The sequence below is a fragment of the Amycolatopsis tucumanensis genome (assembly GCF_021654135.1).
Lineage (GTDB): Bacteria > Actinomycetota > Actinomycetes > Mycobacteriales > Pseudonocardiaceae > Amycolatopsis_E > Amycolatopsis_E tucumanensis.
In genome coordinates, this window is sequence record NZ_JAKGSD010000044.1 from 44349 (window position 1) to 66011 (window position 21663).

Sequence of the window (21663 nt, forward strand, 5' to 3'; positions counted from 1 at the left end):
GCCCGGGCCCGGGCCGCACCCGCTGCTACATGGCGTGCTCCCAGCTGCCGCGCGTGTCGACGTCCGCGGCATCCGCCAGCGCCTCCAGCTCCGCGATCTCCTCGCCGGCGAGCTCGATGCCGTGCGCCCGGACCAGCCCGTCGAGGTGAGCCGCCTTCGTGACCCCGATGATCGGGGTGGTCCCCTTCGCGAGGGCCCAGGCGGTGGCAATGTCGGCGGCGGAGGCGCCACGGTCCGCACCGATCGCCGTCATCCTGTCCGTCAGCGCCCGCAGCTGCGGCAGGATGCCGTTGTACACGGCCGCTCGGCTGCTGCCCGCCGGCAACGGGTTCGCCGGGCTGTACCTGCCGGTCAGCGCGCCTTGTTCGAGGACCATGTAGGAGAAGAACCGCACGTCGTGCTCGCGGCAGTGGTCGACGATGCCCGCGCGCTCGGAGCCGCGGTATAGCAGGCTGTAGTGGTTCTGGACCGCCTCCACGCGGAAACCGGCCTCGCCGAGGATCCGGTCGGCCAGGGCGATCTCGGCCAGGTTGTGGTTCGAGACGCCGACGTGCTTGATCCGGCCGCTTTCCAGCAGCGGGATCAGCAGCGGCGTCCACCGGGCCACGTCTGCGGGGTTGTGGATCCAGTACAGGTCCACGTAGTCGGTGCCCAGCCGGTCGAGGCTCTGCTCCAACATGTCCGCGACCGGATCGTCGCCGTCGCCGGCGATCTGCGGGGTGAACTTCGTGGACAGCTGGTACTCGCCGCGGTCGTAGCCCTTGAGCGCCCGGGCGAGGACCGTCTCCGAACGGCCCATGCCGTACACCGCCGCGGTGTCCCACAGCGTGAACCCGTTCGACTGCGCCTTGTCGACGACCTCGCGCAGCCCGGACGCGGTCAGCTCACTGCCGAAGTAGCCCTCGCCCGCCTCGCCGCTGTCTCCCCAGGCCCACGTGCCCAGCGCCACCGCCGGCACCGTCAATTTCTCGCTCGTCATGTCTCCAGCAAACCCCCAGGGCCGCCGCCGCAGCAGGTCGCGTTCATGGGGGGTACCGCCTCAACCCCCCTTCGCGCCGTGACCAGTGGCTACCCTGAAGAACATGGACCCCCAGCCCGGAAACCGCGGCGAGATCCGGGACTTCCTGGTCAGCAGGCGCGCCAGGATCACGCCCGCGCAGGCCGGCCTGCCGACCAGCGCCCGACGCCGGGTCCCCGGGCTGCGGCGCGAAGAGGTCGCCGTCCTCGCCGGGGTGAGCACCGAGTGGTACACGCGGCTGGAGAAGGGCCACATCGGCGGCGTGTCCGAGGACGTCCTCGACGCGGTCGCCCGTGCCCTGCGACTGGACGACGACGAACGCACCTACCTGTTCGACCTGGCCCGGTCGTCGCGGCAGCAGAGCCGCACGCCGTCGCGGCGCCGGGACGTGAGATCCCGCCCCGGGTCCAGTGGCTGCTCGACTCGATGACGATGTCCTCGGCGTTCGTGCGCAACGGCCGTACGGACGTCGTCGCCGGCAATCCCCTGGCCCGTGCCCTGCTCGCGCCGATGTTCGACAGCGCCACCGCCGACCGGCGCGGCCGCCCCAACCTTGCCCGCTACATCTTCCTCGACCCCGGTGCGCGGGATTTCTTCGTCGACTGGGACGCCGCCGGAGCCGCCACCGCCGCCCTGCTGCGCGCCGAGGCCGGGCGCGAGCCCCGTGACCGGGCACTGCGCGAACTCGTCGGCGAGCTGTCCACCCTCAGCCCGGAGTTTCGCGGCCACTGGGCCGCGCACGACGTCCTGATGCGCCACGACGGCGTCAAACGGCTCCGGCACCCCGAAGTCGGCCACCTGGACCTGACCTTCCAGTCCCTCGATCTGCCGCTGTCCGGGCGGGCCGTGCACGACCTGATCATCTACACGGCCGAACCCGGCACCGCATCCGAAGACCGGCTCAAGCTCCTCGCCAGCTGGGCGGCCACCCGATCCCGGACGGCGGAGCCCACCCGCCACACCTAGGTCAACAGGGCCGGCTGGGCCAGCAGGACGATCGCCGTGGCGAGGAGCAGGCCGCCGACCACGCGGCTGATCAGTTCGCCGTGGCGGGTGACCTTTTCCAGGGCGACGACGGCCGCGAACACGGCCATCCAGACCAGGTTCATCATCCCGGCGGCCAGCAGCACCGCCATCAGCGCCCAGCAGCAGCCCAGGCAGTACCCGCCGTGGCTCACCCCCACCCGCAGGACACCGAAACGGCCGCGCATCGCCGTCTCGCTGTGTTCGAGGAGCAGCGCCATCGGCGACCGGCAGTGCCTCAGGCACACCCGCTTCAACGGGGTCAGCTGGTACACGCCGGCGACCAGCAGCACCACTCCCCCGGCCCGCACGGCGGTGGTGCTGGGCCCGGTCATGGCCCCCTCCAGGCCTTGCACGAACGCGAACGCCCCGATCCCCGCCACCGCCCACACGAGGAAGTAGCCGGCGAACAGGCCGTGGCCACGCAGTCCCCGGCTGCGCAGCAGGCGGCGCATGCCCAGGCTGAACGGCACGACGCTCGGCAGCATCATCGCCGCCATCATCACGACCCACACCCCGAGGAACAGCGCCGCTTCCCCGGGCCACGGCCGCATCGCGCCGGCCATGTCGTCCATCGCGGGCCCGCCGGTCAGGACCCCCATGCGCATGTCCGCGGTCGCGAGCCTGCTCGTCAAAACCCAGGCCAGCGCGGCGAGCACCAGCAGCACGACCACCAGCGCGGCCTCGGTTCGCGACCACCGCCGCACCGAAACCGCGTGCGAAGCGACCTCCCGGCCCGGCCGCGGGGTCATGCCGCGTCCGGTCCGCTCCACTCGAACGGGATGAGTTTGCTGGAGTTGCCGCTGCGCTCCCAGCGGAAGCCGAACGCGTCGGCGGACTCCTCGGTGACCCGGCCCCACACCGCCGGCGGTTGCCCCGGGCCCACCTCGGCGCCGGGCAGGTTGTGGACCTCCACCCGGGCGCCCGACCCGCTGGTGGGCCCCGTCAGGGCCTCGACCCGCGCGGTCGCCTTGCCGGGGATGCTGACGCTCCAGTCGGAGTAGTCCTCGGCGATGGAGGCGTCGATGGCGGCGAACTCCATGCCGCGCATCTCACCCCCGAACATCTCGTTGAACTGGGCGGGCCAGCCGCCCGCCTGGCCGCCGAAGATCATCTGCAGGGCGCCGCGCTGGGCCTCGTCGGCTCGCTCGTCCAGGAACACGGCGCCGTAGGCGTCGCTGTGATCGCCCCACACGTTGCCCACGAAGGACGCCAGCATCACGACGTTCAACCCGTCCAAGCGGGTCTCGCCGTACCGCCCCTCGCGCACGTGCCACAGGAGGACACCGTCGCAGTCACCGTAGGTCGGCGGCTGGGCGAAGGAACACGGGCACGGGATCGTGCACTTGCACGCGTCGAACCACACTCCCCGCAAGCTCCACGGCTGCACGGAAGAACCGGTCATCGCCATCCTCCCTCCGGGAATCAGCCCAGTGTCCCTCCCACTACCCGGCCGAACAAGCAACGCCGGCCGGCGAAAACCATTCGCGCGGGCCCGCGACGGATCGACTGTTCTTGACACGCAGCGCGAGCACGCCCGCGATGTGGCTGAGCGCTGTGGCGGGGTAGCGAGGCCGCGCGGTTCGATGGCGGCCATGCGACCCCCATCCACCGGCCGATCACCTCCCCCGCGAGGCATTCCGCCGTCGCGACCTGTCCGATGGGGCCGCTGTCGTCCCGCAACGGGCCCAGGCCCAGCGTGAACCGATCGTCGCTGAGGAAGCGAAGGACCCCCGATGTCGGCCAGAACGCCGAAAGCGCTCATGCCGGCCCGGAACCCGCGCTCATCTCGTCCGCCGCCGCCTCCACTGCGTCGACGATGCCGACATAGCCGGTGCAGCGGCAGATGTTGCCGGAGAGCTCCTCGCGGATCCGGGCCGGCACGGGCGTTCCTCCCGGTGCAGGAGATCCACGGCGGACATCAGCATCCCCGGCGTGCAGAACCCGCACTGCAGCCCGTGATGAGTGGCGAACGCCTCCTGCAGCGGATGCAGCGTCCCGTCCTCCCCCGCCATGCCTTCGACGGTGATGAGCGAGGCCGTCGGCCTGCACCGCGAACATCAGGCACGCCCGCACCGGTTTGCCGTCGACGAGCACGGTGCACGCGCCGCAGACCCCGTGCTCGCAGCCGAGATGGGTGCCGGTCAGTCCGAGATCGTCGCGCAGGGCGTCGGCCGGCGTGCGCCGCGGTTCGACGTCGAGCTGGTGACGGGCGCCGTCGACGGTGGCGGCACGTTGTGGCTTTTCTCAGTCGGTGCGGGGGTATACAGCGACCCAGTCTCGCCTCAGAACGGTGCGCCAGGGCGACACCTACGTGGGATCCGATGCAGCGTCGGCAGCCATGACCTGACGTGAAGCCGACTGCGAACCCCGCCCTGGCGCAGCCACGGAAGCCCAAGTCGCAGGCCCCAGAGGCACTGTCCCAGCGTTTGCCGTCGGAGCGACAGAAGTGCAACTCCAGGACGTGCCGAAAGGGCGGTCTGCGGTAGATCATCTAATCCGTGACGTCCTCGTCGAGGGAGAACTCGCTGGTCAGGACATCGGCGTTGCTCAGGTGGAGCTTGAAGTTGATGTGCGGGGCGCGCCTGCGGTACCACCCCGCACCCCCGGCCGGTCGTCCCGGATGTCCCGCCGCACCGCACCGCGTCCACATCGAACTTGCGCAGCCGCCTCGCCCGCGGACTAGACGCCGCTGTGATGTCGAAACGGGGATAGGCTGAGCCCGACTCCGGTGGAACGATGTCGGACTCCGCCGGACAGACACGCGGAGGAATCGCATGCCCTATGTCGTGGACTTCGACACCGTATCGACCATCGGGCTCGAAACGTCGCCCGTCGCGGAGGCGCTGGCCGGTCTGCGGGCGAACGAGGCCCGCTACTTCAAGAACAAGTACGGCCACGTTTTCACCGTCAAGCCCGCGGACGACGCCAGGGACACGATCGGCTGGGTGCACCGGATCCTCGAGGAGGAACGCGGCATCGTCATCGCCTCCCCTCCGCTCGAGGCGACCGCTTTCGACGTCGACGGCATCCGATGGGCCTATGTCTTCTACGAGAACGGGCTGTCGGTCAACGTGCTGTACACCATCGAGGACAGCGGGAAACGCGCCGTCGGGTTCAAGCTCTCCGACGGGATGGACATCCCCACCGAACTCTCGTCCTTCAAGTTCGCTCGGCAGAAATCAAAGCTGGCCGGCACCATCCGCGGCTCGTACTTCGTCATCAAGAACGAGTACTGACCCCCTCACGGGTGGCGCGGCGCGACGGCCACTCTGGTGAAGCGCCAATGAGGGAGATGTGCGGAAAGGCGTCATCGGGAGTTCCTTTCCTTGAACAGTTCGCGGGCGATGATGGAGCGCTGCACCTCGGAGGCGCCCTCCTATATGCGCGGCACGCGGACGTCGCGGTAGAGGTGCTCGATCACGTGGCCGCGCTCCAGCGCGCCGCTGTGCATCTGGACGCACTGGTCGAGAGCCGGATCATCGCACCGTACTTCTTCCTCCATTTCACCTCGAGCGCGTCAGACCTGCGCGACGACAATCGGTCTCGGCTCGGCACCGAACCTTCCCACGCTCGGAGCCCGCACCGCCGAGGGGTCGTGCTGGGGGTGGATCGCCGGCACCCGGAGTGGCGCGGGAAGGTGGCAGCCGATGTTCCACGAAACGCGAACGGTCACCGACGACTCGATGCTTGAGCGCATTGACGATGCTGGTCTGGTGGAGCGGGCCATACAGGAGGATGCCCACCATTGGGCGCTGTATCGACGGCCGATCTCAGCCGAGACGCTGGGGAAGCGCTTGCGTATCGGGGCAGCGCGTTCGCGGTTGCTGGTGTCCGCGCTCAGGGAGGAACAGGCGGAACGGCGAACTCGCGTCGATTCAGTAGCGAGTTGATACCGAGCCGTGCGGAATCCGCGCTTGCCGTCGTCTATCGGTCCTCCTGCGAGATGGTGTCGACGGCCGCGCGGGGTTTGCCGCCGGCATAGTCGGCTCCAAGCGAGGCTAGGCGTGTGTGCCAGTGACTTCGCCATGTCTCCCGTTGGTGATCGTCAGCGAGGAGAGCGTCGACGGCGGCGCGTCCGGTGAACGGCCAAATGGGGTTGTGCTGTTCGGCGAGACAAAGGCGCGCCAGGATGGCGCGCCGAACGAGGTCGCGCATCCGGTCGACAGCATAAGCGAGGGCCAGGCCAAATCGGTGTTCGGCGTCGTCGGCGGGCACGGTTGAGACGCGGGTGAAAACCTTCCGCAGGTCCTTTTCGGCGATCTGACCGCCGTGGACAAGTTTTGATCGCAGGCCGTACAGCTCTTTGACGTCGTTGAAGACCGCGGCTGCCGGGTCGTCGTCCCTCGCCAGGAGCGCGGCGGCTCTGGTGCACAGGCGGAGGGTCAATCCTTCGCCCTCGTTCTCGGCACCGATGAGAACACCTTCTAATGCCGTGGCCAGGTCGACCAGATGTTCGTAGGGGCTGCCGGTGTTATGGGACTGGTTGTACTTGCCGAGGGCGACGTCAAACGAGGTCGCGACGATGCCATCCCGCTTGATGTCGACGGTGTCGATCATGTTGCTGACCGCGGCGAAGACCGCTGCCTCGTCGCCGGTCAACCGCACGGTGCGGCGGACCAAGGTGTCGAGCAGGCCCTTGCCCGACACGTAGATCTGCGGGTCCATGCACGCGATCAGCGTTGTCATCCCGCTTACTTCGTAGCCCGACTGAACCGTGCCGGCGGTCATCAACCGCGCAAGCAGGAGAAACCTCTCCAGTTTGGCCGACAGCCGGTCCCGGGCGACATACGGGTTGACGGTGTCGGTGGTTCCACGAATGATCAGCAGTGCGTGCGGAGGGTCGTAGGAATGCGGCAGGTCGCGGTTCCAGGCACGAGGTGCGCCGGGGATCTCTCGGCAAATTCGGTCGGCCAGAAACCTGTAGGAGTCCTCGGGCTGGGGAATGATCGCGATGTCGCCAATTCGGATCTCGTTGCCACTCGCGGTGGTGAGATGGGAGACGTGCCGGGCGCAGACCAGTTCGCGGGTGCTGGTTCCCAAGACGGCGAGCAGTTCGTCGATGACACCCTCGACCGTCGGCCCGCTCGGAGTGAAGTCCCCGGCTTGTGCGCAGCGAATGATGCATGCTTCCAGTAGGCCGAAGATATACGTGTTGGCAAACTCGGCATGCTCACGTCTGAGTGGATCGGCGAAGCGCTCGGAGTAGCGCTTGTTCAGCAGCGCCTCCAACGCGGTGAACTCGGCGAGCGGCATGATGCTGTCGCCAAAGTAATCGCGACCAACGGCCATGTACGCGTGGTAGCGCGGCGCAGGTATCACGTGCTCGGCTGCGAGCGCAGCGAACGCCGACGCAACGAATACGCGACAGGCAGCACGAAGATCAGAGTGGTCGCTCACGCCAGCATTATGCCGACGCTCGGTTGTGATCAGCTCCCCGAGTTCCTGAGTTGCTTCTTCGGACGCCGATCAGGATGGCGGCTTTCGCCTGTAGCTCGGCGTACTCGGCGCCAGGATCGGAGTCCCACGTGATGCCACCCCCTGTGCCGTAGGTCACGTAATGCGCGGAGCGATCTGCGACAGCTGTGCGGATAGCGACACTGAAGCGCGCCCGGACAGAGGAACCGGCCGGAGCGACCACTCCGATTGTTCCGCAGTAGACGCCGCGAGGGCCGGGTTCGAGGTCGCGGATGATTTCCATGGTGCGCAGCTTGGGTGCGCCTGTCACAGAACCGCACGGGAACAGCGCGCGAAAGACCTCCGTGAGGCCAACCTCTGGTCGCAGGCGCGCGGTGACCTCGGAGGTGAGCTGGTGCACGGTCGGGTACTGCTCGGCACTGCACAACGCGGTCACGGACACACCTCCCGGTACGGCCAGCCTGGCCATGTCGTTGCGGATCAGGTCCACGATCATGATGTTTTCCGCTCGTTCCTTCTCACTGCCTCGCAGCCGAGCGAGTATCCGCCGGTCCTCCGCAGGAGAGCGGCCTCGCGGCGCGGTGCCCTTCATCGGCCGCATCGACAGCCGGCCTGAGCGGATTTCGAAGAACAGCTCAGGGCTCGCGCTGGCGATCGCGAACGGACCGATATCGAGGTAGGCGTTGTAGGACGCTGCCTGGCCATTCACGAGGTGGGCGTAGAGCGGAACGGCGTCACCGTCGAACTGGGCGCGGACGCGCGTCGTCAGATTGCATTGGTAGGTCTCGCCTGCGGCGATGTGCCGGCGAACAGTGTCGACGGCGAGAGCGTGCTCGGCAGGGCTCCAGTCGTAGCGCCATTCCCCCAGTTGATAGCCGACAGCCTCCGCGGGTTCTTGGACCTCGACACGTTCGGGCGCCGCGGCCAGTCCGAACCACGCCAGTGGCAAGCCCTCCACCGGGTCATGCGCGGGCATGGCAGGGCCCAGTCCCGCGGCTGCCTCGTAGCTGAGGAACCCGAACGCCCACCATCCGCGATGGGACGCGGCCTCGACCTCGGCCAGCACGGCCGGTACGTCGTCCGGCCGGGTAGCCACGAGCTCGCGGGCGACCTGCGGGAAGCGCAGGGCGGTGCCTGCCCGCAGGTCGTCGAACCTTCCCCAGGAACTCACTCGCGGTGACTGAAGGCCGCGTCGAAGCGCGCGGACGGGGGCTGCCACAGCAGCGAGCGCACGAAGGCGAGGGCTTCGGCGGCGCCCTGGTGGCGGTCCATGCCGGCGTCTTCCCATTCGATCGAGATCGGGCCGGTGTAGCCGATGGCGCGCAGGGTCCGGAAGGCGTCTTCCCAGGGGACGTCGCCGTGGCCGGTGGAGACGAAGTCCCATCCGCGGCGCGGGTCGCCGCAGGGCAGGTGCGAGCCGAGGACTCCGGCTCGGCCGTGAGGTGGGCGGAGGCGGGTGTCCTTGCAGTCGACGTGGTAGATGCGGTCGCGGAAGTCCCAGATGAAGCCGACCGGGTCGATGTTCTGCCACATCATGTGCGAGGGGTCCCAGTTGAACCCGAACGCCGAGCGGTGGTCGACGGCGTCGAGAGTGCGCACGCTGGACCAGTGGTCGTAGGCGATTTCGCTGGGGTGGACTTCGTGGGCGAAGCGGACGCCTTCGCTGTCGAACACGTCGAGGATGGGGTTCCAGCGGCGCGCGAAGTCCTCGTAGCCGGCATCGATGACGGACTCCGGGACAGGCGGGAACATCGCGACGTAGGGCCAGATCTTCGAACCGGTGAACCCGACGACGGTGTCGACGCCGAGCTTGCGGGCGACCTGCGCGGTCAGCCGCATCTCCTCCGCGGCCCGCCGCCGCACGCCTTCGGCGTCCCCGTCACCCCACACGCGTGGCCGGACAATCGCTTCGTGCCGGAAGTCGATGGGGTCGTCGCAGACGGCCTGTCCGGTGAGGTGGTTGGAGATGGCGAACAGTTTCAGCCCGTGCTGGTCGAGGATGCGGCGCCGGCTGTCCAGGTAGTCCGCGTCCTCGGCCGCGCGCCAGACGTCGAGGTGGTCGCCGGAGCAGGCGAGTTCGAGCCCGTCGTAGCCCCATCCGGCGGCGAGCTTCGCCACCTCGTCCAGGGGCAGGTCGGCCCATTGCCCGGTGAACAGCGTGACCGGCTGGTTCATGATTCCTCCTGCACCGGGGTCCACCGCCCGGTTCGTGCCGATTCGACGACGGCGTCGACGATGTGCGCCGAGCGGTTCCCGTCGGCGAAGGTGGGCAGGCCGTCGCGCTTCTCGCCGTGGATGACCCCGTAGGTGTCGGCGACGAAGTTGTCGAAGCACTGCGCGTAACCCTGCGGATGGCCGGGCGGCAGTGTGGACAACCTGCGGTGCTCGGCCGAGGCGGGGACGGCGCCCCGCGCGAGGACTTCCGCCGAGGCTTGCGAGCCGAGCCAGGCCGTCTCCGGGTTCTCCTGGTCGAAGACCGCGGAGCGGTGCTGTCCGTCGAACTCGAACCACAGCCTGTTCTTCCGGCCTGCGGACACCTGCGAGACGGTGACGGAGCCGAGGACACCCGAGCGCGTGGTGAACAGCACCGTCGCCGCGTCCTCGGTGTCCACGGCGCGCACCGAGCTGCCGACCGGGCGCTCCGGAACGGTCGTGGTCATGGCCGCGAGGACGGTCGCGATGCGTTCGCCGGTCACGAACTCCATTAGGTCGCACCAGTGCGAGCCGATGTCGGCGAAGGCGCGCGACGGCCCGCCGGCCGCGGAGTCGACGCGCCAGCTGGTGGCCTCCGGTGACAGCAGCCAGTCCTGCAGGTAGCTGCCGTGCAGCAGTTGCCAGCGCCCGAACTCGCCCGCCGTGACCCGCGCCCGGATCTCCCGCACCAGTGGGTGGAACCGGTACACGAAGGGCACGGTCGCGACCTTGCCGCGGTCCTCGGCCAGACGCGTCAGGCGTTCGGTGACGTCGCTGCCGACGGCGAGCGGCTTCTCGCACATGACGTGCGCGCCCGCATCGATGGCCGCTTCGACGTGATCGGCGTGGAGGCTGTTGGGACTGCACACGTGCACCACATCGGGTGCCAGCCCGGCCAGTTCGTCGAGGGAGCGGACGGGTTCGGTGCCCCACCGCGAAGCGGCCTCCTCCGAGCGCCGCGGCGTGGAGGCCATCGCACCGATGATCCGTGCTCCTGCCATGAGGGCGGCCCTGCGGTGGACTTCGCCGATCATGCCGGTGCCCAGGATGACCACGTTCATCCGGTCACCTCCGCGAACGCGACGAACGACGGCTCGGCGACGGCGACCGTCGCGAGTGGACGGACCTGGCCGTCCTCGGCGTCGACGGCGAAGGACCGGACCAGTCCCGCCGGCCGGTCGGCCAGCAGGAGGAAGGTGCCGGTGGGGTCGAACGCGAAGCTGCGCGCCGCGAGACCGGGGTGGACCGAACGCGCCAGCGGGACGTGCCCGAGCCGGAGCAGTCGTCCCTCGCGGTCGGCTCGGAACCACGCCAGCGAGTCCTCGCCGCGGTTGTTGACGTAGACGTGTCCGCCGCGGGGGTGGACACGGACCTCCGCCGGTTCGTTGCGGCCCCGGTAGCCGGACGCCACGGTCGGCACGCGATCCAGCAGTCGCAGTTCCCCCGACGCCGCGTCGAAGGCGAACGACGCCAGCTCGGAGGAGAACTCGCAGGTGACGAACGCCCGGCCGGTGCCGGGCTCGAAGGCCAGGTGTCGTGGCCCGGTCTCGTCCTCGAAGGTGTAGGTGCGCTTCAGGTTCAGGGTGTCGCCGAGGGCGAAGACCAGGATCCGGTCCGTGCCCTTGTCGCACACGAGCACGTGGCGTCCGGAAGGGTCGATGACGGCGCAGTGGGCGTGCGGGCTCGCCTGCCCGTGCCCGCCCGCCTGGGCCGAGCTGTTGGGGTCCGTGCCGTGCCCGGTCAGAACGTGCAGGTCCCGGATCTCCCCGAGGCGCCCGTCGCCTCCCAGCTCATACAGGATGACAGTGGAGTCGTCGTAGAGGTACTCGACGGTCCACCCGCCGCCGGGGGTGCGCACCACGTGTTCGACGTGGTCGAAGTCGCCGTGGTTGGCCGTGACCAGCACCTGCCCGTCCGTGCTCAGGAAAGTGGGCCGGGGTCCGGGCGCGAGCCTCGAGTTCAGCCAGGTCAGGCTGCCGTCGCGCGGGTCGGCGGCGAACGCGTGCACGCTCGCCGCTGGTTCGACCGGTCCCCGGCCGTCGGTCTTGCGTTCGTCGACCGCGTACAGGGTTCCGTCCAGGTAGGCGAGGTAACCGGCTTCCCTGGGCTCGGGCACCTGGCTCACCGGGGTCAGGGACCGCCCGTCCCGGCTCACGGCGAGCACGGTGATGCCGCCGCCGTCGCCGGACTCGTCGCGGTAGGAACCGATGTAGGCCACCAGTTTCATGCCGCCAGCAGCCTTCCCAGCATTTCCTGGTGGCGGCGGACCTGGTCCACCTCGTCGGCGAGGTCTTCGCGGCCGCCGTCCTGGAAGTAGCGCTGCCCCTCGTATTCGGAGTTGATGTAGCCGTCGAACCCGCCGGCCTTGAGCGCGCCGATCGCTGCCTCGTAGTCGATGGACAGCTCCTGGAACCGGCCGGGTTGCCCGGGTACGGGCGACATGTTGTTGAACTTGCCGTGGACGTGGGTGACGTGCGGAGCGAGTTCGCGCAGCGTGTCGGCCTTGGTGTCGGAGAGCATGATGGCCTCGGCGACGACGGTGTAGTCGATCTCCTGCGGGTTCTCGACACGCTCCTCGGTGTACTTGCGCAGGCCGTGGAAGGTGTCGGTGAACGCGGGGTCGCACTCGCCCGTGGTGAGGAACCGGCGGAAGTCGCTGCGCAGGTTGCCGGCGGTGCTGAAAGACAGGTCGACGAACCCGAACGGCGCCTCGTGCCGGTGCAGCTGGTCGGCCAGGTCGACCGCGGCATCGCGGGCCGAGGCCTGTGCCCCGCGGCGGCCGAACCACGCCAGCTGCACCTCGGACGGGCGGAACTGGAAAATGCCGAGGTCGGGCACGATGCCGAGGTGGCGGGTGCCGGTGCGCTCGATGACGTCGAGGATCTCGCCGACCTGCTTGCCTTCCAGCGGCATCGGCTGGTGGATCTCCTTGCCGAGGCGGATGTCCAGCTCCTCGGCCAGCGGGAGCGCGGCGGTGAGCACGTCGATCGGTACGACCGACAGGACGCGCACGTTGGCGAGCCCGAGCCGCTGGGCGAGCCGGAGGTCGTGGCGGAGCCGGTCGGCGCACTCCTCGATGGTCATGACGTGGTCGCGGAACTGCAGCACGTCCATGCCGACGTCCATCGCGACCGGCCGGGTGCCGTAGATCTGCATCCACTCGAACCACTGGCGCACGAACGCCTCGCCCGGGTCGGGGTAGCGCAGGGACATCTCGTCGACGATCTCGATGCCGTCGGCGCCGTCGAGGTTCTGCCCGACCTCGCGGATCTCGGCGTGCAGATCGAGTTCCTTGAAGAACTGGGCCTGCTGGTAGCTGTAGAGCGACACGCCGCGTTTGATGGCCATCAGTTCTCCTCCTCGTTCAGGATCAGGGTGTAGGTCATGATCTGCGGCGCCTTGTCCGAGCCGGCCCCGGAGCCGGGCTTGGGCGGGTTGGCCACCCATTCCTCGTCGGTGGGCTGGTACCCATAGGCGGCCAGGACCGACTGCTGGAACCGGATCTCGTGCTTCCCGGGAGCCAGGCCGCCGGGTGCGGTGACGTGCAGGATGCCTTCGTCGTCGTAGTCCCAGTGCTCCCACACCGCGGTGCGGATCTCGTCGAAGCCGCGCGGGGGTCTGCCGTTGATTTCGAAGGTCTGGGCGCTGACCGGGTATTCGACGCCGTCGACTTCGAGGTAGTAGCCGTTGTGCAGGGACAGGTACACGCCGCGGTAGTTGGCGTTGCGGACGGCCAGGGAGAAACCGACCACCTCGCCGTCGCGGCGGTCGTTGCGCAGGCTGTCCTCGCGGATGAGGAAGTTCTCGAACACGGGTTGCCTCCTCTACAGTGCGCCGGTGGCGTGCTGCTCGGCGATGTACTCGCAGGCCCTGGCGGTGAGGGCCATGATCGTCAGGGTCGGTCCAACGGCACCGTTGGTGACGTAGGAACTGGCGTCGGTGACGAACAGGTTGGGCACGTCCCAGGTCTGGTTGTAGGCGTTGAGGACCGAGGTCTTCGGGTCTGAACCCATGCGCGCGCCACCGCACTCGTGGATGGCGGCGCCCATCGCCAGGCTCTTCTTGAAGCCGAGGCGGAAGATCGCCCGGCTGAGCGGGTCGGCGTCCGGCCACACCTTGCGCGAGTCCAGCCCCAGCGCCGATCCGGCGAAGTTGACCCGGAAGCCGCTGGCCTCGGCCATTTCGCGCAGGCCCGCGACCTGCGCCCGCATCAGGGCGCGCTCGTTGTCGGTGATGCCGAGCCGGATCCGCGGGATCGGAATTCCCCAGGCGTCCTTGCGCCGTGGGTGCAGGGTGATCCGGTTGTCCCGGTAGGGCAGCATTTCGCCGAAGCCCATGAGCCCGACTGTGCCGGGATTGCCGTCGGGCACGGGCAGCCTGCCGATGGTGCCCTGCACCGCCCAGCCGTGCGCGAACCGGGGGTTGGTGATCTTCTCGACATTGTCGAACCGCGGGATGTAGACGCCGCCGACGGGCGGGTAGTAGGGATCCGGCGGGGCCGGGTCGATCGTCTCGAAGCCGGGGTGGTGCGGGTCGTGGCCGAACAGCAGGCTCGGGGTCTGGTCCATGAAGTAGCGGCCGAGCAGGCCTGAGGAGTTCGCGAGCCCGTCCGGGTGGCCGTCGGTGGCGGAGTTGAGCAGCAGCCGCACCGACTCGATAGTGGAGGCGCAGAGCACCACGACGTCGGCGTGGGCGCGGTGTTCCTTCTTGGTGTGCCGGTCGACGAACACGACGCCGTCGGCCCGCCCGGTCTTCGGATCGAGCGTCACGCGACGCACGATCGCGTCAGTGCGGGTGATCAGTCGGCCGGTCGCCCTGGCGGCCACGATGCCCAGCGGAACCCGGTGCGGGTTGGGCGCCGCGTACCGCCAGGGCACCACGCGCCGGCCCGGCCAGCGGGCCTCAACCGTGCTCTTGAAGTGCTTTTCGGCCTCGGTCAACAAGGACGTGCCACGGTACTTGCCGTCCGGCAGGTTCGGGATGCCCTCGTCGGTCCCGTACAGGCCGATGAACTCCTCGATCCGGTCGTAGTAGGGCGCGAGATCGGCGTAGGAGATCGGCCAGTCCTCGCCACCGAGGCCCATGCCGGCGCCCTTGAACTCGTGGTCGGAGGCCCGCAGCAGGACGCGCCCGTAGGCGTGCAGGCGTCCGCCCAGTTGCTGACCGCGGATCCACAGGAAGTCCCCGCCTTCGGTGGCGTAGGGATGCTTGAGGTCGTTGACGAGGAACGGGTTCTTCTGTTCCTGGAACATCGCGCGCCGCGACTGGATGTACTGTCCCTTGAGCACCGCACGCAGGCGCGCGCCCAGGTCGATGCTCATCGCCGCCGGCGGTTTCGGGGGCTGCGGGACGAAGTCGGCCTCGGTGATGTCGCGTCCGGCTTCGAGCAGCAGGACGTCCATCCCGCGTTCGGTGAGCTCCTTGACCGCGATGCTGCCCGCGGCGCCGGAGCCGACGACGAGGGCGTCGTAGCGCTTGTTCGATGTGGTGCTCATGAAGTTCCGTTCCTTGACGAATGCGTGGTTCAGCCCGCCGTCGCGGCGGAAACGAACGGCACGGGTTTGTCCTTGCGGCCGTGGCGGAAGAAGCTCGCCCAGATGATCGCGGTGATCACCGCGCTCACGATCGGCACGATCCACATCGGAGTCCACACCGCCGGGCCCGCCGACGGATCGGAGGCCACGACCGAGTCGTAGATCTCGCCGGACACGAGCGCCCCGATGAGCTGCCCGAAGCCCGACACGACCGCGATCAACATGGTCTGCGCCTGGTTCGCGAGTTCCGCCGGGGCGATCTCGCCGATGTACATCGCCGCGAGAACCAGGAAGAAGTCGTTGCAGATGCCCTGCAGTGCCACCGCCACGATGGCCAGCCAGTGGTCGCCGGCGGCCGCGATGAACACGCCGAACCGGACGCCCCACGTCACAATGCCAATCAGCAGGGCCCACTTCATCCCGATGTGCTTGAGCACGAAGGGAATCGTGACGATGAACAGCACCTCGGCCGCCTGCCCGATGGCCAGAACGCCGGCCACGTTGCCGATGCCGAGCGCGCCGAGGAACGGCGATGCGTAGGTGTTGTAGACCCCGAGCGAGATCGAGGTGAGCAGAGCGCAGATGATCAGCACGGTGAAGTTGCGGTGCCGGAACATCGCGAACGCCTTGGACCCGATCACGTCACCGATCGAGAACCGGACCCCCTTCGCGGCCGGTGCCGTGGCAGGCAGGGTGAACGAGTACAGGCCGAACAGGAAGCTCACGATCGCGGTCACGTAGAACATGCCCACCGACGCCGACAGCCCGAGGGCCCCGACGCCGAACCCGGCGATGACCCAGCCGAAGGTGCCGAAGACCCGGATGTAGGGGAACCACCGCTGGTTGGCGCCGAGATGCCGAAAACCGATCGCGTTCGCCAGCCCCAGCGTCGGCTGGAAGAACAGGCAGTAGACGAAGATGAGCGCGAGGGCGAGCCCACCGTTGCCGGATTCCACCACGGTGGGCAGGAACAGCATGACCACACCGCCGGCGAGGTGGGCCAGTCCGAGACTCTTCTGCGCAGCGAGGAACCGGTCCCCGATCGCGCCCAGGAACATCGGCGACGCGATGGCCGCGACAGCGGCCAGCGAGTAGGCGGTGCCGATGATCGTCGGCAGCCCGTAGGTCGCCAGGACCAGGCCCAGCGTGGCGAACCAGGAGCCGAAGACGACGAACTCCAGCAGCATCATCAGGGTCAGGCGGGCGAAGACGATCTTGGAGCCGCTGCCTGGAGCGGTCACCGGCAGCGTTGGTGTTCTCATCATTGAGATCCTTTGAACCGTTCGAACAATGAACGTTGTCCGGAGAAGCAGATGACGTCATCGTAAGAACGTTCAGGCGGAAGTCAACGACGAGCGCAGAAAGCGTTCAACCTCTGAATGATTCCGTCATGGAGGGCGTCTTCATCCAGTCCGGGATGACGCTCAGGCCGTGTCCCAGGTGGTCCATCATGGCGGCGGCTCCGCCGAGCAGGGTGGCGTCGGCGCCCAGCCGGGCGAGGTGGACTGCCATCGTGGGCGCCACCGTGCGCAGGTTGCTGATTTCGACCGAGGAGGTCAGACCGTCGAACACCAGCTCCCCGGCTTCGCCGAGCAGACCACCGACCGCGATCACCGAGGGAGCCACGAGTTTGGCCGCGTTGGCGAACGCGCGTCCGAGGTGACGGCCGGCCTCGAACAGGACGCGCGCGCAGGCGGGATCGCCGCCCCGCGCGGCGGAGATGACCTCGGTCAGCGAGGAGGCACGCGTGCCCGCGGCCGCCTCCAAGGTCGCCAGGATCGGGCGCTCGGCCACGAACGTGGTGAGGCAGCCCCGGTTGCCGCAGAAGCACACGGGGCCACCGGGTTCGAGCACCGCGTGCCCGATCTCGCCGGCCAGACCGTCTCCGCCGCGGTGGATGCGGCCGCCGAGCACCAGGCCTCCGCCGACCTGCTCCGAGCACAGGACGTAGAGGAAGGTGTCGGCTCCCTGCCCTGCGCCCCAGGTCCATTCGGCGAGCGCGGCGAGGTTGGCGTCGTTGTCCGCCACGACCGGAACCCCCAGCTCGGCGCCGAGCTCGTCGGCGATGGGCACGTCCTTCCACCGGGGTAGCTGCAACCGCGCCCACGAGGTGACCACGCCGGTGGGGCGGGCGATCGGCGCCTGCATGCCGACCGCGACGCCCGTCAGATCGCCCGCCTCCAGACCGGCCTCGGCGACGAGCGACCGCACCACCTCGATCACCCGCGCGGGGCTGCCACCCTCGTGGCCGGGGCTGAACGGGATCGTGACGTCATACCGTGCGCGGTGGACGAAGTCGAACAGCGCCGCGTGCAGCGACGTGACGTTGACCTGGACCGAGACCACCACGCCGCGGCTGGACACCAGGGAGACCACGGACTCCCGGCCGTTGACCGGGCGGATTTCCGCGGCTCCTTCGGCGCGCAGCTGTTTGACGATGTTGTTGATGGTCGCCGGCGACAGACGGGTGCGGCGGGCCAGCGCCGCCTGCGAGGATGGCCCGTCGCTGCGCAGCGCTTCCAGAACGCGGGCGACGCTGCCGCTGCGACCGTTGCCGCCCCATCCGGACGTGTCCTGCCGACGACCCATGCACCGACTTTATTGTTCAGATAGTGAATGGTCAACCGTGCGCTGGGGTGACGGCGCCCCGACGTCGAGCAGTTCCCGCCTCACCGGCAGGACGGCCAGCATGCTCACCAGACAGACGACACCGATCACGATCGCGACCGCGGTCGCGGTGCCGAACCGGGCGTAGGACGACGCGGCCACCAGCGGGACGATGCCGCCGCCCACGATGGAACCGACCTGGAAGCAGATGGACGCGCCGCTGTAGCGCACGCTCGCGGGGAACATCTGGGTCAGCATGGCCGGCTGGGCGCCGTTGATGACCGAGTTCGCGGCCGTCATCAGCAGGAGCCCGGTGAACACCAGTGGCACGGCGGCGGTGTTGACCATCAGGAACATCGGGAACACCGCCACGGCCGCCAGACCGCTGCCGATGACGAACATCCGTTTGCGGCCGAACCGGTCAGCGGCGCGGCCCGCGAAGAGCATCATCGCGATCCACGGCAGGCTCAACACGACCGTGATCCACAACATCGTCCCAGACGACAGGTGCAACTGTTTGGTGCCATAGCTGACCATGTACACGGACAGGAACGTGCCGAGGGTGGGGCCGGCGAAGGAGAGCAGGCTGCCGGCGAACAGTTGCAGCGGCGAGCGGCGGAAGACCTCCACGAGCGGCAGGCGCGCGATGTCGCGTGCCTCGCGTGCCCGTTCGAACTCCTCGGTCTCGGTGATGGACGCTCGCACGATCAGGCCGACCACGATGAGCACCCCGCTGAACAGGAACGGCAGCCGCCAGGCCCACGACTGCAGAGTGTCGTCGGAGAAGACCTGCGTCAGGAGCAGGAATGCCAGCTGTGAGACCAGGATTCCGGAGGGGATGCCGATCTGCGGGAAGGCGCCGTAGAGCGCCCGCCGGTTCGGTGGCGCGTGCTCGACGGCCATCAGCGCCGCGCCACCCCATTCGCCCCCGACGCCGATGCCCTGGACCAGGCGGAGCACGACGAGCAGAATCGGCGCCCACACGCCGATGGCCGCGTAGGTCGGCAGGAGGCCAATCAGCGTCGTGGCGACACCCATGGTCAGCAGGGACGCGACCAGCATCGCCTTGCGGCCGACGCGGTCGCCGAAGTGGCCGCTGATCAGCGCGCCGACGGGCCGGGCGACGAACCCGACCGCGAACGCGGCCAGCGCGGCGAGAGTGCCGCCGGCTTCGGAGAAGCTGGGAAAGAACTGCTTGCTGAACACGAGCGCCGTGGCCAGCCCGTAGATGTTGAAGTCGTACCACTCGATCACGCTGCCGATGTAGCTGGCGAGCGCGATCCGGCCCGGTCCTGGTTTGGTCGTCATGGGACACTCCTCCTTGAGCGATCCGCTGATGGGTCAGACGTTCAGTGCCGCCGCGACCTGCACGGCGGTGAGGGTGCGGCGCACGTCGTGGACTCGGACGCAGGCGGCGCCCGCGGCGGCCGCGAGCGCGGACACCGCCGCGGTGGCGGCGTCGCGGTCTCGCACGATTCCGAGGAACGACTTGCGCGAGGCGCCGACGAGAACAGGACGGCCGAGCACGCTCAGCGCCGGCAGATCCGCCAGTAGCTTCCAGTTGTGCTGGGATTTCTTCGCGAACCCGAACCCGGGGTCGATGATGATCCGTTCCCGGCGCACTCCCGCGGCGACCAGCGCGTCGACCCGTTCGGACAGTTCACCGACGACCTCGGCGACTACGTCGTCGTACACGGCGTGCTCGTGCATCCGGGAGCTGGGCGCCCGCCAGTGCATGGCGACGTAGGGCACGTCCGCCGCCGCGACACGGGAGGCCATGCGGGGATCGGCGAGTCCCCCGCTGACGTCGTTGACGATCGCCGCGCCGGCCTCCAGCGCGGCGTCGGCCACCTCGGCCCGCGTCGTGTCGATGCTGATCGTGACTCCCGCCGCGGCCAGGCTCCGGATCACCGGCAGCACCCGGCGTTTCTCCTCCGCGCAGGACACGCGCCCCGCGCCGGGCCGGGTGGATTCGCCCCCGACGTCGACGATGTCGGCCCCCGCCGCGGCGAGTTCCACGCCGTGTGCGATCGCCCGCCCGGTCGCCAGATAGCGGCCGCCGTCGGAGAAGGAATCGGGGGTCACGTTGAGAATGCCCATGACCAGGCTCCGGTTGCGGGACGGCAGTCCGGCGGCGGCGGCGAGGTTCGCGGGGGCACTGGTGGCCGTGGTCACTGGCCCGGCGCCGGCGGTGTGCCGTGGGTGTGGAAGGACTCGATGGTCTTCAGCCCCCACGCCTGTCCCTTGGCCCGCTCGGCTTCGGTCCAGTCGATGGTGCGCCAGTCCGGGGCCAGCACGAGGCGGGCTCCGGCGTTGCACAGTTCGATGCGGTTGCCGCCGGGTTCGTAGACGTAGAGGAAGAAGGTCTGCTGGATCGCGTGCTTGTGCGGGCCGGTCTCGATGAACACACCCTGTTCGAGCGCGAGGTCGGCGGCGCGCAGGATGTCCGCCCGGCTGTCGGTGGCGAACGCGATGTGGTGCAGGCGGCCGGCGATCCCCAGCCGGTCGCGGGTGTACACCGCGTCGTAGCCCTTGTTCGTGAACGTGGTCCAGCTCCCGGCGACCGACCCGTCGTCGAGCACGATCTGTTCGGTGACCCTGGCGCCCAGCAGATCACGCAACACGTCACGGTTGGCCTCGACGTCCACGCCGAGGAAGTTGACGTGGTCCAGCCGCCGGACGCAGACACCACCGCCCGGGTAGGCCTGTGCCTGGTTCTTCAGCGCCGGCCGGGTGTCCTCCTCGGGCTGGAACCACTCGGATTCGTGGTACAGACCGAACTCGTGCCCGTCCGGGTCGTGGAAGAGGTAGGTCGGCCCGTACCCGGGTTCGCCGTCGGTCCAGCCGATGCCCAGGCCCGCCTCCTTGATCGCCTCGACGCGCCGCTGGAGCGCATCCTCGTCGGCGGCGCGCAGGTGCGTGCGACCGATTCCGGCAGTGGCGCGCGGGGTGAGCGTGATCGTGTGGTGCTCGTAGTCGTCCCAGGTCCGCAGGAACACCGAGGAGCCCTGGGACCCGTGCGTCCTCATGCCGAGGTAGCGCGTGAAGAACTCGACGCTCTCGTCGAAGGCGGGGGTGAACAACTGGAGATGGCCGAGGTGGGCGACATCGTGGGCGGCCGGGTTTCGTTTCGGCACAAGGACTCCTTCTCGTGGTGACGGACGACGGTGGCGATGAGGGATCGGACGTGTGCCTGCGCGGCGAGCTCGGCGGCGACCGGGTGTCGACCGGCAACGGCCTGGACGATTGCGGCGTGCTCGCGCGCGGAGTCCCGGAGACGGCCGGGGCGCAGGGTCACGCGGAACCGCAGCCGGGCGACCCGGGCGTCCAGCCGGGCGACGATTCCGGCAGCCGTCGGCTGACGCGCCAGGCCCGCGATCAGGTCGTGGACTTCGTCGCCCAGCCGGAAGCAGTCGACCGGGTCGGCGCGGTCCGCGGCGGCAGCCAGACGGTCGCCGGCGGCGCGCAAGCGCCGGCGTTCATCCTCGGTCGCCCCCACCGCCGCGCGTGCGGCGAGAAGGCCGTCCAGCGCCAGCCGGCACTCCAGGATTTCGACCGCTTCGCCGACCGGGACCACCCGGACCCGGGCGTTGCTGCCGCGCACGCGGTCGATCAGCCCCTCGGCCGCCAATTCGTGCAGAGCCTGCCGGACACCGTTGCGCGTGACGCGCAGAGCCGTGGCGACTTCCTCGGCGACGATCCGTTGTCCCGGCGCGAGGTCTCCGGTCACGATCGCCCGGCGGAGGGAGTTCCGGACGTGGGTGGCGCCCGCAGCTCCGCCTCTCGCAGCGACGTCCATCGTCACCTCCACCGAGATTGTTGACAATCTTGCGGCCAATGTTGCTTCCGTGTAGCGTCTGTATAGCAGTC

The 21663-nt window shown here is 69.1% G+C and carries 21 protein-coding genes and 2 pseudogenes; 4 read left to right on the forward strand and 19 right to left on the reverse strand.

Features of this window, described 5'->3' with window-relative positions; translation table 11 throughout:
• Positions 1–25: 25 nt before the first annotated feature.
• Entirely contained in the window at positions 26–979 is a 954-nt protein-coding gene (locus tag L2C96_RS32510) for an aldo/keto reductase (RefSeq protein WP_237338925.1), read from the reverse strand.
• A gap of 103 nt (positions 980–1082) precedes the next feature.
• On the opposite strand from L2C96_RS32510, the gene L2C96_RS32515 reads away from it, so the two are divergent.
• Positions 1083–1448 carry a helix-turn-helix domain-containing protein gene (locus L2C96_RS32515; RefSeq protein ID WP_237338926.1) on the forward strand — a complete coding sequence of 122 codons (366 nt, stop codon included), beginning with the start codon at positions 1083–1085 and terminating at the stop codon, positions 1446–1448.
• The gene (locus L2C96_RS32520; protein WP_237338927.1) at positions 1445–1984 is read left to right on the forward strand and encodes an MmyB family transcriptional regulator; all 540 of its coding nucleotides are present in this window, start codon (positions 1445–1447) and stop codon (positions 1982–1984) included. Before L2C96_RS32515 ends, L2C96_RS32520 begins: the two co-directional genes overlap by 4 nt.
• Here the strand turns inward: L2C96_RS32520 and L2C96_RS32525 are convergent.
• From L2C96_RS32525 to L2C96_RS32535, 3 genes and pseudogenes are all read right to left on the reverse strand, one after another.
• Complete coding sequence (locus L2C96_RS32525) at positions 1981–2814, reverse strand: DUF2182 domain-containing protein (RefSeq protein ID WP_372491290.1); 834 nt, start codon at positions 2812–2814, stop codon at positions 1981–1983. The two genes, L2C96_RS32520 and L2C96_RS32525, sit on opposite strands and share 4 nt — an antisense overlap.
• On the reverse strand, positions 2790–3446 hold the full coding sequence (locus L2C96_RS32530; protein WP_237338929.1) for a DUF1326 domain-containing protein: 657 nt from the start codon (positions 3444–3446) through the stop codon (positions 2790–2792). Before L2C96_RS32530 ends, L2C96_RS32525 begins: the two co-directional genes overlap by 25 nt.
• 356 nt (positions 3447–3802) lie before the next feature.
• A pseudogene (locus L2C96_RS32535) lies at positions 3803–4264 on the reverse strand ((2Fe-2S)-binding protein); the annotation flags it as partial.
• Between the two features lie 554 nt (positions 4265–4818).
• On the opposite strand from L2C96_RS32535, the gene L2C96_RS32540 reads away from it, so the two are divergent.
• Positions 4819–5280, forward strand: a complete 462-nt coding sequence (locus L2C96_RS32540) for a DUF8821 family protein (protein WP_237338930.1) — start codon at positions 4819–4821, stop codon at positions 5278–5280.
• Between the two features lie 71 nt (positions 5281–5351).
• On the opposite strand, the pseudogene L2C96_RS45395 reads toward L2C96_RS32540, so the two are convergent.
• A pseudogene (locus L2C96_RS45395) lies at positions 5352–5513 on the reverse strand (acyl-CoA dehydrogenase family protein); the annotation flags it as partial.
• Positions 5514–5691: 178 nt separating this feature from the next.
• Between L2C96_RS45395 and L2C96_RS32550 the strand changes: the two are divergent.
• The gene (locus tag L2C96_RS32550; RefSeq protein ID WP_237338931.1) at positions 5692–5934 is read left to right on the forward strand and encodes a hypothetical protein; all 243 of its coding nucleotides are present in this window, start codon (positions 5692–5694) and stop codon (positions 5932–5934) included.
• A gap of 34 nt (positions 5935–5968) precedes the next feature.
• On the opposite strand, the gene L2C96_RS45240 is transcribed toward L2C96_RS32550, so the two are convergent.
• The 14 genes from L2C96_RS45240 to L2C96_RS45400 form a co-directional block, all read right to left on the reverse strand.
• The gene (locus L2C96_RS45240) at positions 5969–7441 is read right to left on the reverse strand and encodes a HEPN domain-containing protein (RefSeq protein ID WP_237338932.1); all 1473 of its coding nucleotides are present in this window, start codon (positions 7439–7441) and stop codon (positions 5969–5971) included.
• Between the two features lie 7 nt (positions 7442–7448).
• Positions 7449–8630: an aminodeoxychorismate synthase component I gene (pabB, locus tag L2C96_RS32560; RefSeq protein WP_237338933.1), complete on the reverse strand. Its 1182-nt coding sequence runs from the start codon at positions 8628–8630 to the stop codon at positions 7449–7451.
• Entirely contained in the window at positions 8627–9634 is a 1008-nt protein-coding gene (locus tag L2C96_RS32565; RefSeq protein WP_237338934.1) for a sugar phosphate isomerase/epimerase family protein, read from the reverse strand. The genes pabB and L2C96_RS32565 overlap by 4 nt, the downstream gene beginning before the upstream one ends.
• Positions 9631–10713: a Gfo/Idh/MocA family protein gene (locus tag L2C96_RS32570; protein WP_237338935.1), complete on the reverse strand. Its 1083-nt coding sequence runs from the start codon at positions 10711–10713 to the stop codon at positions 9631–9633. Before L2C96_RS32570 ends, L2C96_RS32565 begins: the two co-directional genes overlap by 4 nt.
• Positions 10710–11879 (reverse strand): lactonase family protein, encoded by a 1170-nt coding sequence (locus L2C96_RS32575; protein WP_237338936.1) that lies wholly within the window; start codon positions 11877–11879, stop codon positions 10710–10712. The genes L2C96_RS32570 and L2C96_RS32575 overlap by 4 nt, the downstream gene beginning before the upstream one ends.
• Positions 11876–13000 carry an IolE/MocC family protein gene (locus L2C96_RS32580; protein WP_237338937.1) on the reverse strand — a complete coding sequence of 375 codons (1125 nt, stop codon included), beginning with the start codon at positions 12998–13000 and terminating at the stop codon, positions 11876–11878. The genes L2C96_RS32575 and L2C96_RS32580 overlap by 4 nt, the downstream gene beginning before the upstream one ends.
• Complete coding sequence (locus L2C96_RS32585; RefSeq protein ID WP_027929335.1) at positions 13000–13464, reverse strand: C-glycoside deglycosidase beta subunit domain-containing protein; 465 nt, start codon at positions 13462–13464, stop codon at positions 13000–13002. The genes L2C96_RS32580 and L2C96_RS32585 overlap by 1 nt, the downstream gene beginning before the upstream one ends.
• A 12-nt stretch (positions 13465–13476) precedes the next feature.
• Entirely contained in the window at positions 13477–15147 is a 1671-nt protein-coding gene (locus L2C96_RS32590; protein ID WP_237338938.1) for a GMC oxidoreductase, read from the reverse strand.
• A gap of 29 nt (positions 15148–15176) precedes the next feature.
• Positions 15177–16451 (reverse strand): MFS transporter, encoded by a 1275-nt coding sequence (locus tag L2C96_RS32595; protein ID WP_237338939.1) that lies wholly within the window; start codon positions 16449–16451, stop codon positions 15177–15179.
• 103 nt (positions 16452–16554) lie between these two features.
• Positions 16555–17775, reverse strand: coding sequence for an ROK family transcriptional regulator (locus L2C96_RS32600; RefSeq protein WP_237338940.1), 1221 nt, complete (start codon positions 17773–17775; stop codon positions 16555–16557).
• Between the two features lie 9 nt (positions 17776–17784).
• Positions 17785–19101, reverse strand: a complete 1317-nt coding sequence (locus tag L2C96_RS32605) for an MFS transporter (protein WP_237338941.1) — start codon at positions 19099–19101, stop codon at positions 17785–17787.
• A 33-nt stretch (positions 19102–19134) separates the two neighbouring features.
• Complete coding sequence (folP, locus tag L2C96_RS32610) at positions 19135–19893, reverse strand: dihydropteroate synthase (protein WP_084022814.1); 759 nt, start codon at positions 19891–19893, stop codon at positions 19135–19137.
• 71 nt (positions 19894–19964) lie between these two features.
• Positions 19965–20930, reverse strand: a complete 966-nt coding sequence (locus L2C96_RS32615) for a VOC family protein (RefSeq protein WP_237338942.1) — start codon at positions 20928–20930, stop codon at positions 19965–19967.
• The gene (locus tag L2C96_RS45400; protein WP_157360539.1) at positions 20819–21592 is read right to left on the reverse strand and encodes a GntR family transcriptional regulator; all 774 of its coding nucleotides are present in this window, start codon (positions 21590–21592) and stop codon (positions 20819–20821) included. Before L2C96_RS45400 ends, L2C96_RS32615 begins: the two co-directional genes overlap by 112 nt.
• Positions 21593–21663: the final 71 nt, after the last annotated feature.

Bases quoted from the DNA above. Each gene is read 5' to 3' on its own strand.
- L2C96_RS32590 (WP_237338938.1), bottom strand. From the start codon at position 15,147: ATGAGCACCACATCGAACAAGCGCTACGACGCCCTCGTCGTCGGCTCC.
- folP (WP_084022814.1), bottom strand. From the start codon at position 19,893: ATGGGCATTCTCAACGTGACCCCCGATTCCTTCTCCGACGGCGGCCGC.
- L2C96_RS32570 (WP_237338935.1), bottom strand. From the start codon at position 10,713: ATGAACGTGGTCATCCTGGGCACCGGCATGATCGGCGAAGTCCACCGC.
- L2C96_RS32540 (WP_237338930.1), top strand. From the start codon at position 4,819: ATGCCCTATGTCGTGGACTTCGACACCGTATCGACCATCGGGCTCGAA.
- L2C96_RS32515 (WP_237338926.1), top strand. From the start codon at position 1,083: ATGGACCCCCAGCCCGGAAACCGCGGCGAGATCCGGGACTTCCTGGTC.
- L2C96_RS32530 (WP_237338929.1), bottom strand. From the start codon at position 3,446: ATGACCGGTTCTTCCGTGCAGCCGTGGAGCTTGCGGGGAGTGTGGTTC.
- L2C96_RS45400 (WP_157360539.1), bottom strand. From the start codon at position 21,592: ATGGACGTCGCTGCGAGAGGCGGAGCTGCGGGCGCCACCCACGTCCGG.
- L2C96_RS32600 (WP_237338940.1), bottom strand. From the start codon at position 17,775: ATGGGTCGTCGGCAGGACACGTCCGGATGGGGCGGCAACGGTCGCAGC.
- L2C96_RS32575 (WP_237338936.1), bottom strand. From the start codon at position 11,879: ATGAAACTGGTGGCCTACATCGGTTCCTACCGCGACGAGTCCGGCGAC.
- L2C96_RS32550 (WP_237338931.1), top strand. From the start codon at position 5,692: ATGTTCCACGAAACGCGAACGGTCACCGACGACTCGATGCTTGAGCGC.
- L2C96_RS32510 (WP_237338925.1), bottom strand. From the start codon at position 979: ATGACGAGCGAGAAATTGACGGTGCCGGCGGTGGCGCTGGGCACGTGG.
- L2C96_RS32580 (WP_237338937.1), bottom strand. From the start codon at position 13,000: ATGGCCATCAAACGCGGCGTGTCGCTCTACAGCTACCAGCAGGCCCAG.
- L2C96_RS32595 (WP_237338939.1), bottom strand. From the start codon at position 16,451: ATGATGAGAACACCAACGCTGCCGGTGACCGCTCCAGGCAGCGGCTCC.
- L2C96_RS32605 (WP_237338941.1), bottom strand. From the start codon at position 19,101: ATGACGACCAAACCAGGACCGGGCCGGATCGCGCTCGCCAGCTACATC.
- L2C96_RS32520 (WP_237338927.1), top strand. From the start codon at position 1,445: ATGACGATGTCCTCGGCGTTCGTGCGCAACGGCCGTACGGACGTCGTC.
- L2C96_RS32565 (WP_237338934.1), bottom strand. From the start codon at position 9,634: ATGAACCAGCCGGTCACGCTGTTCACCGGGCAATGGGCCGACCTGCCC.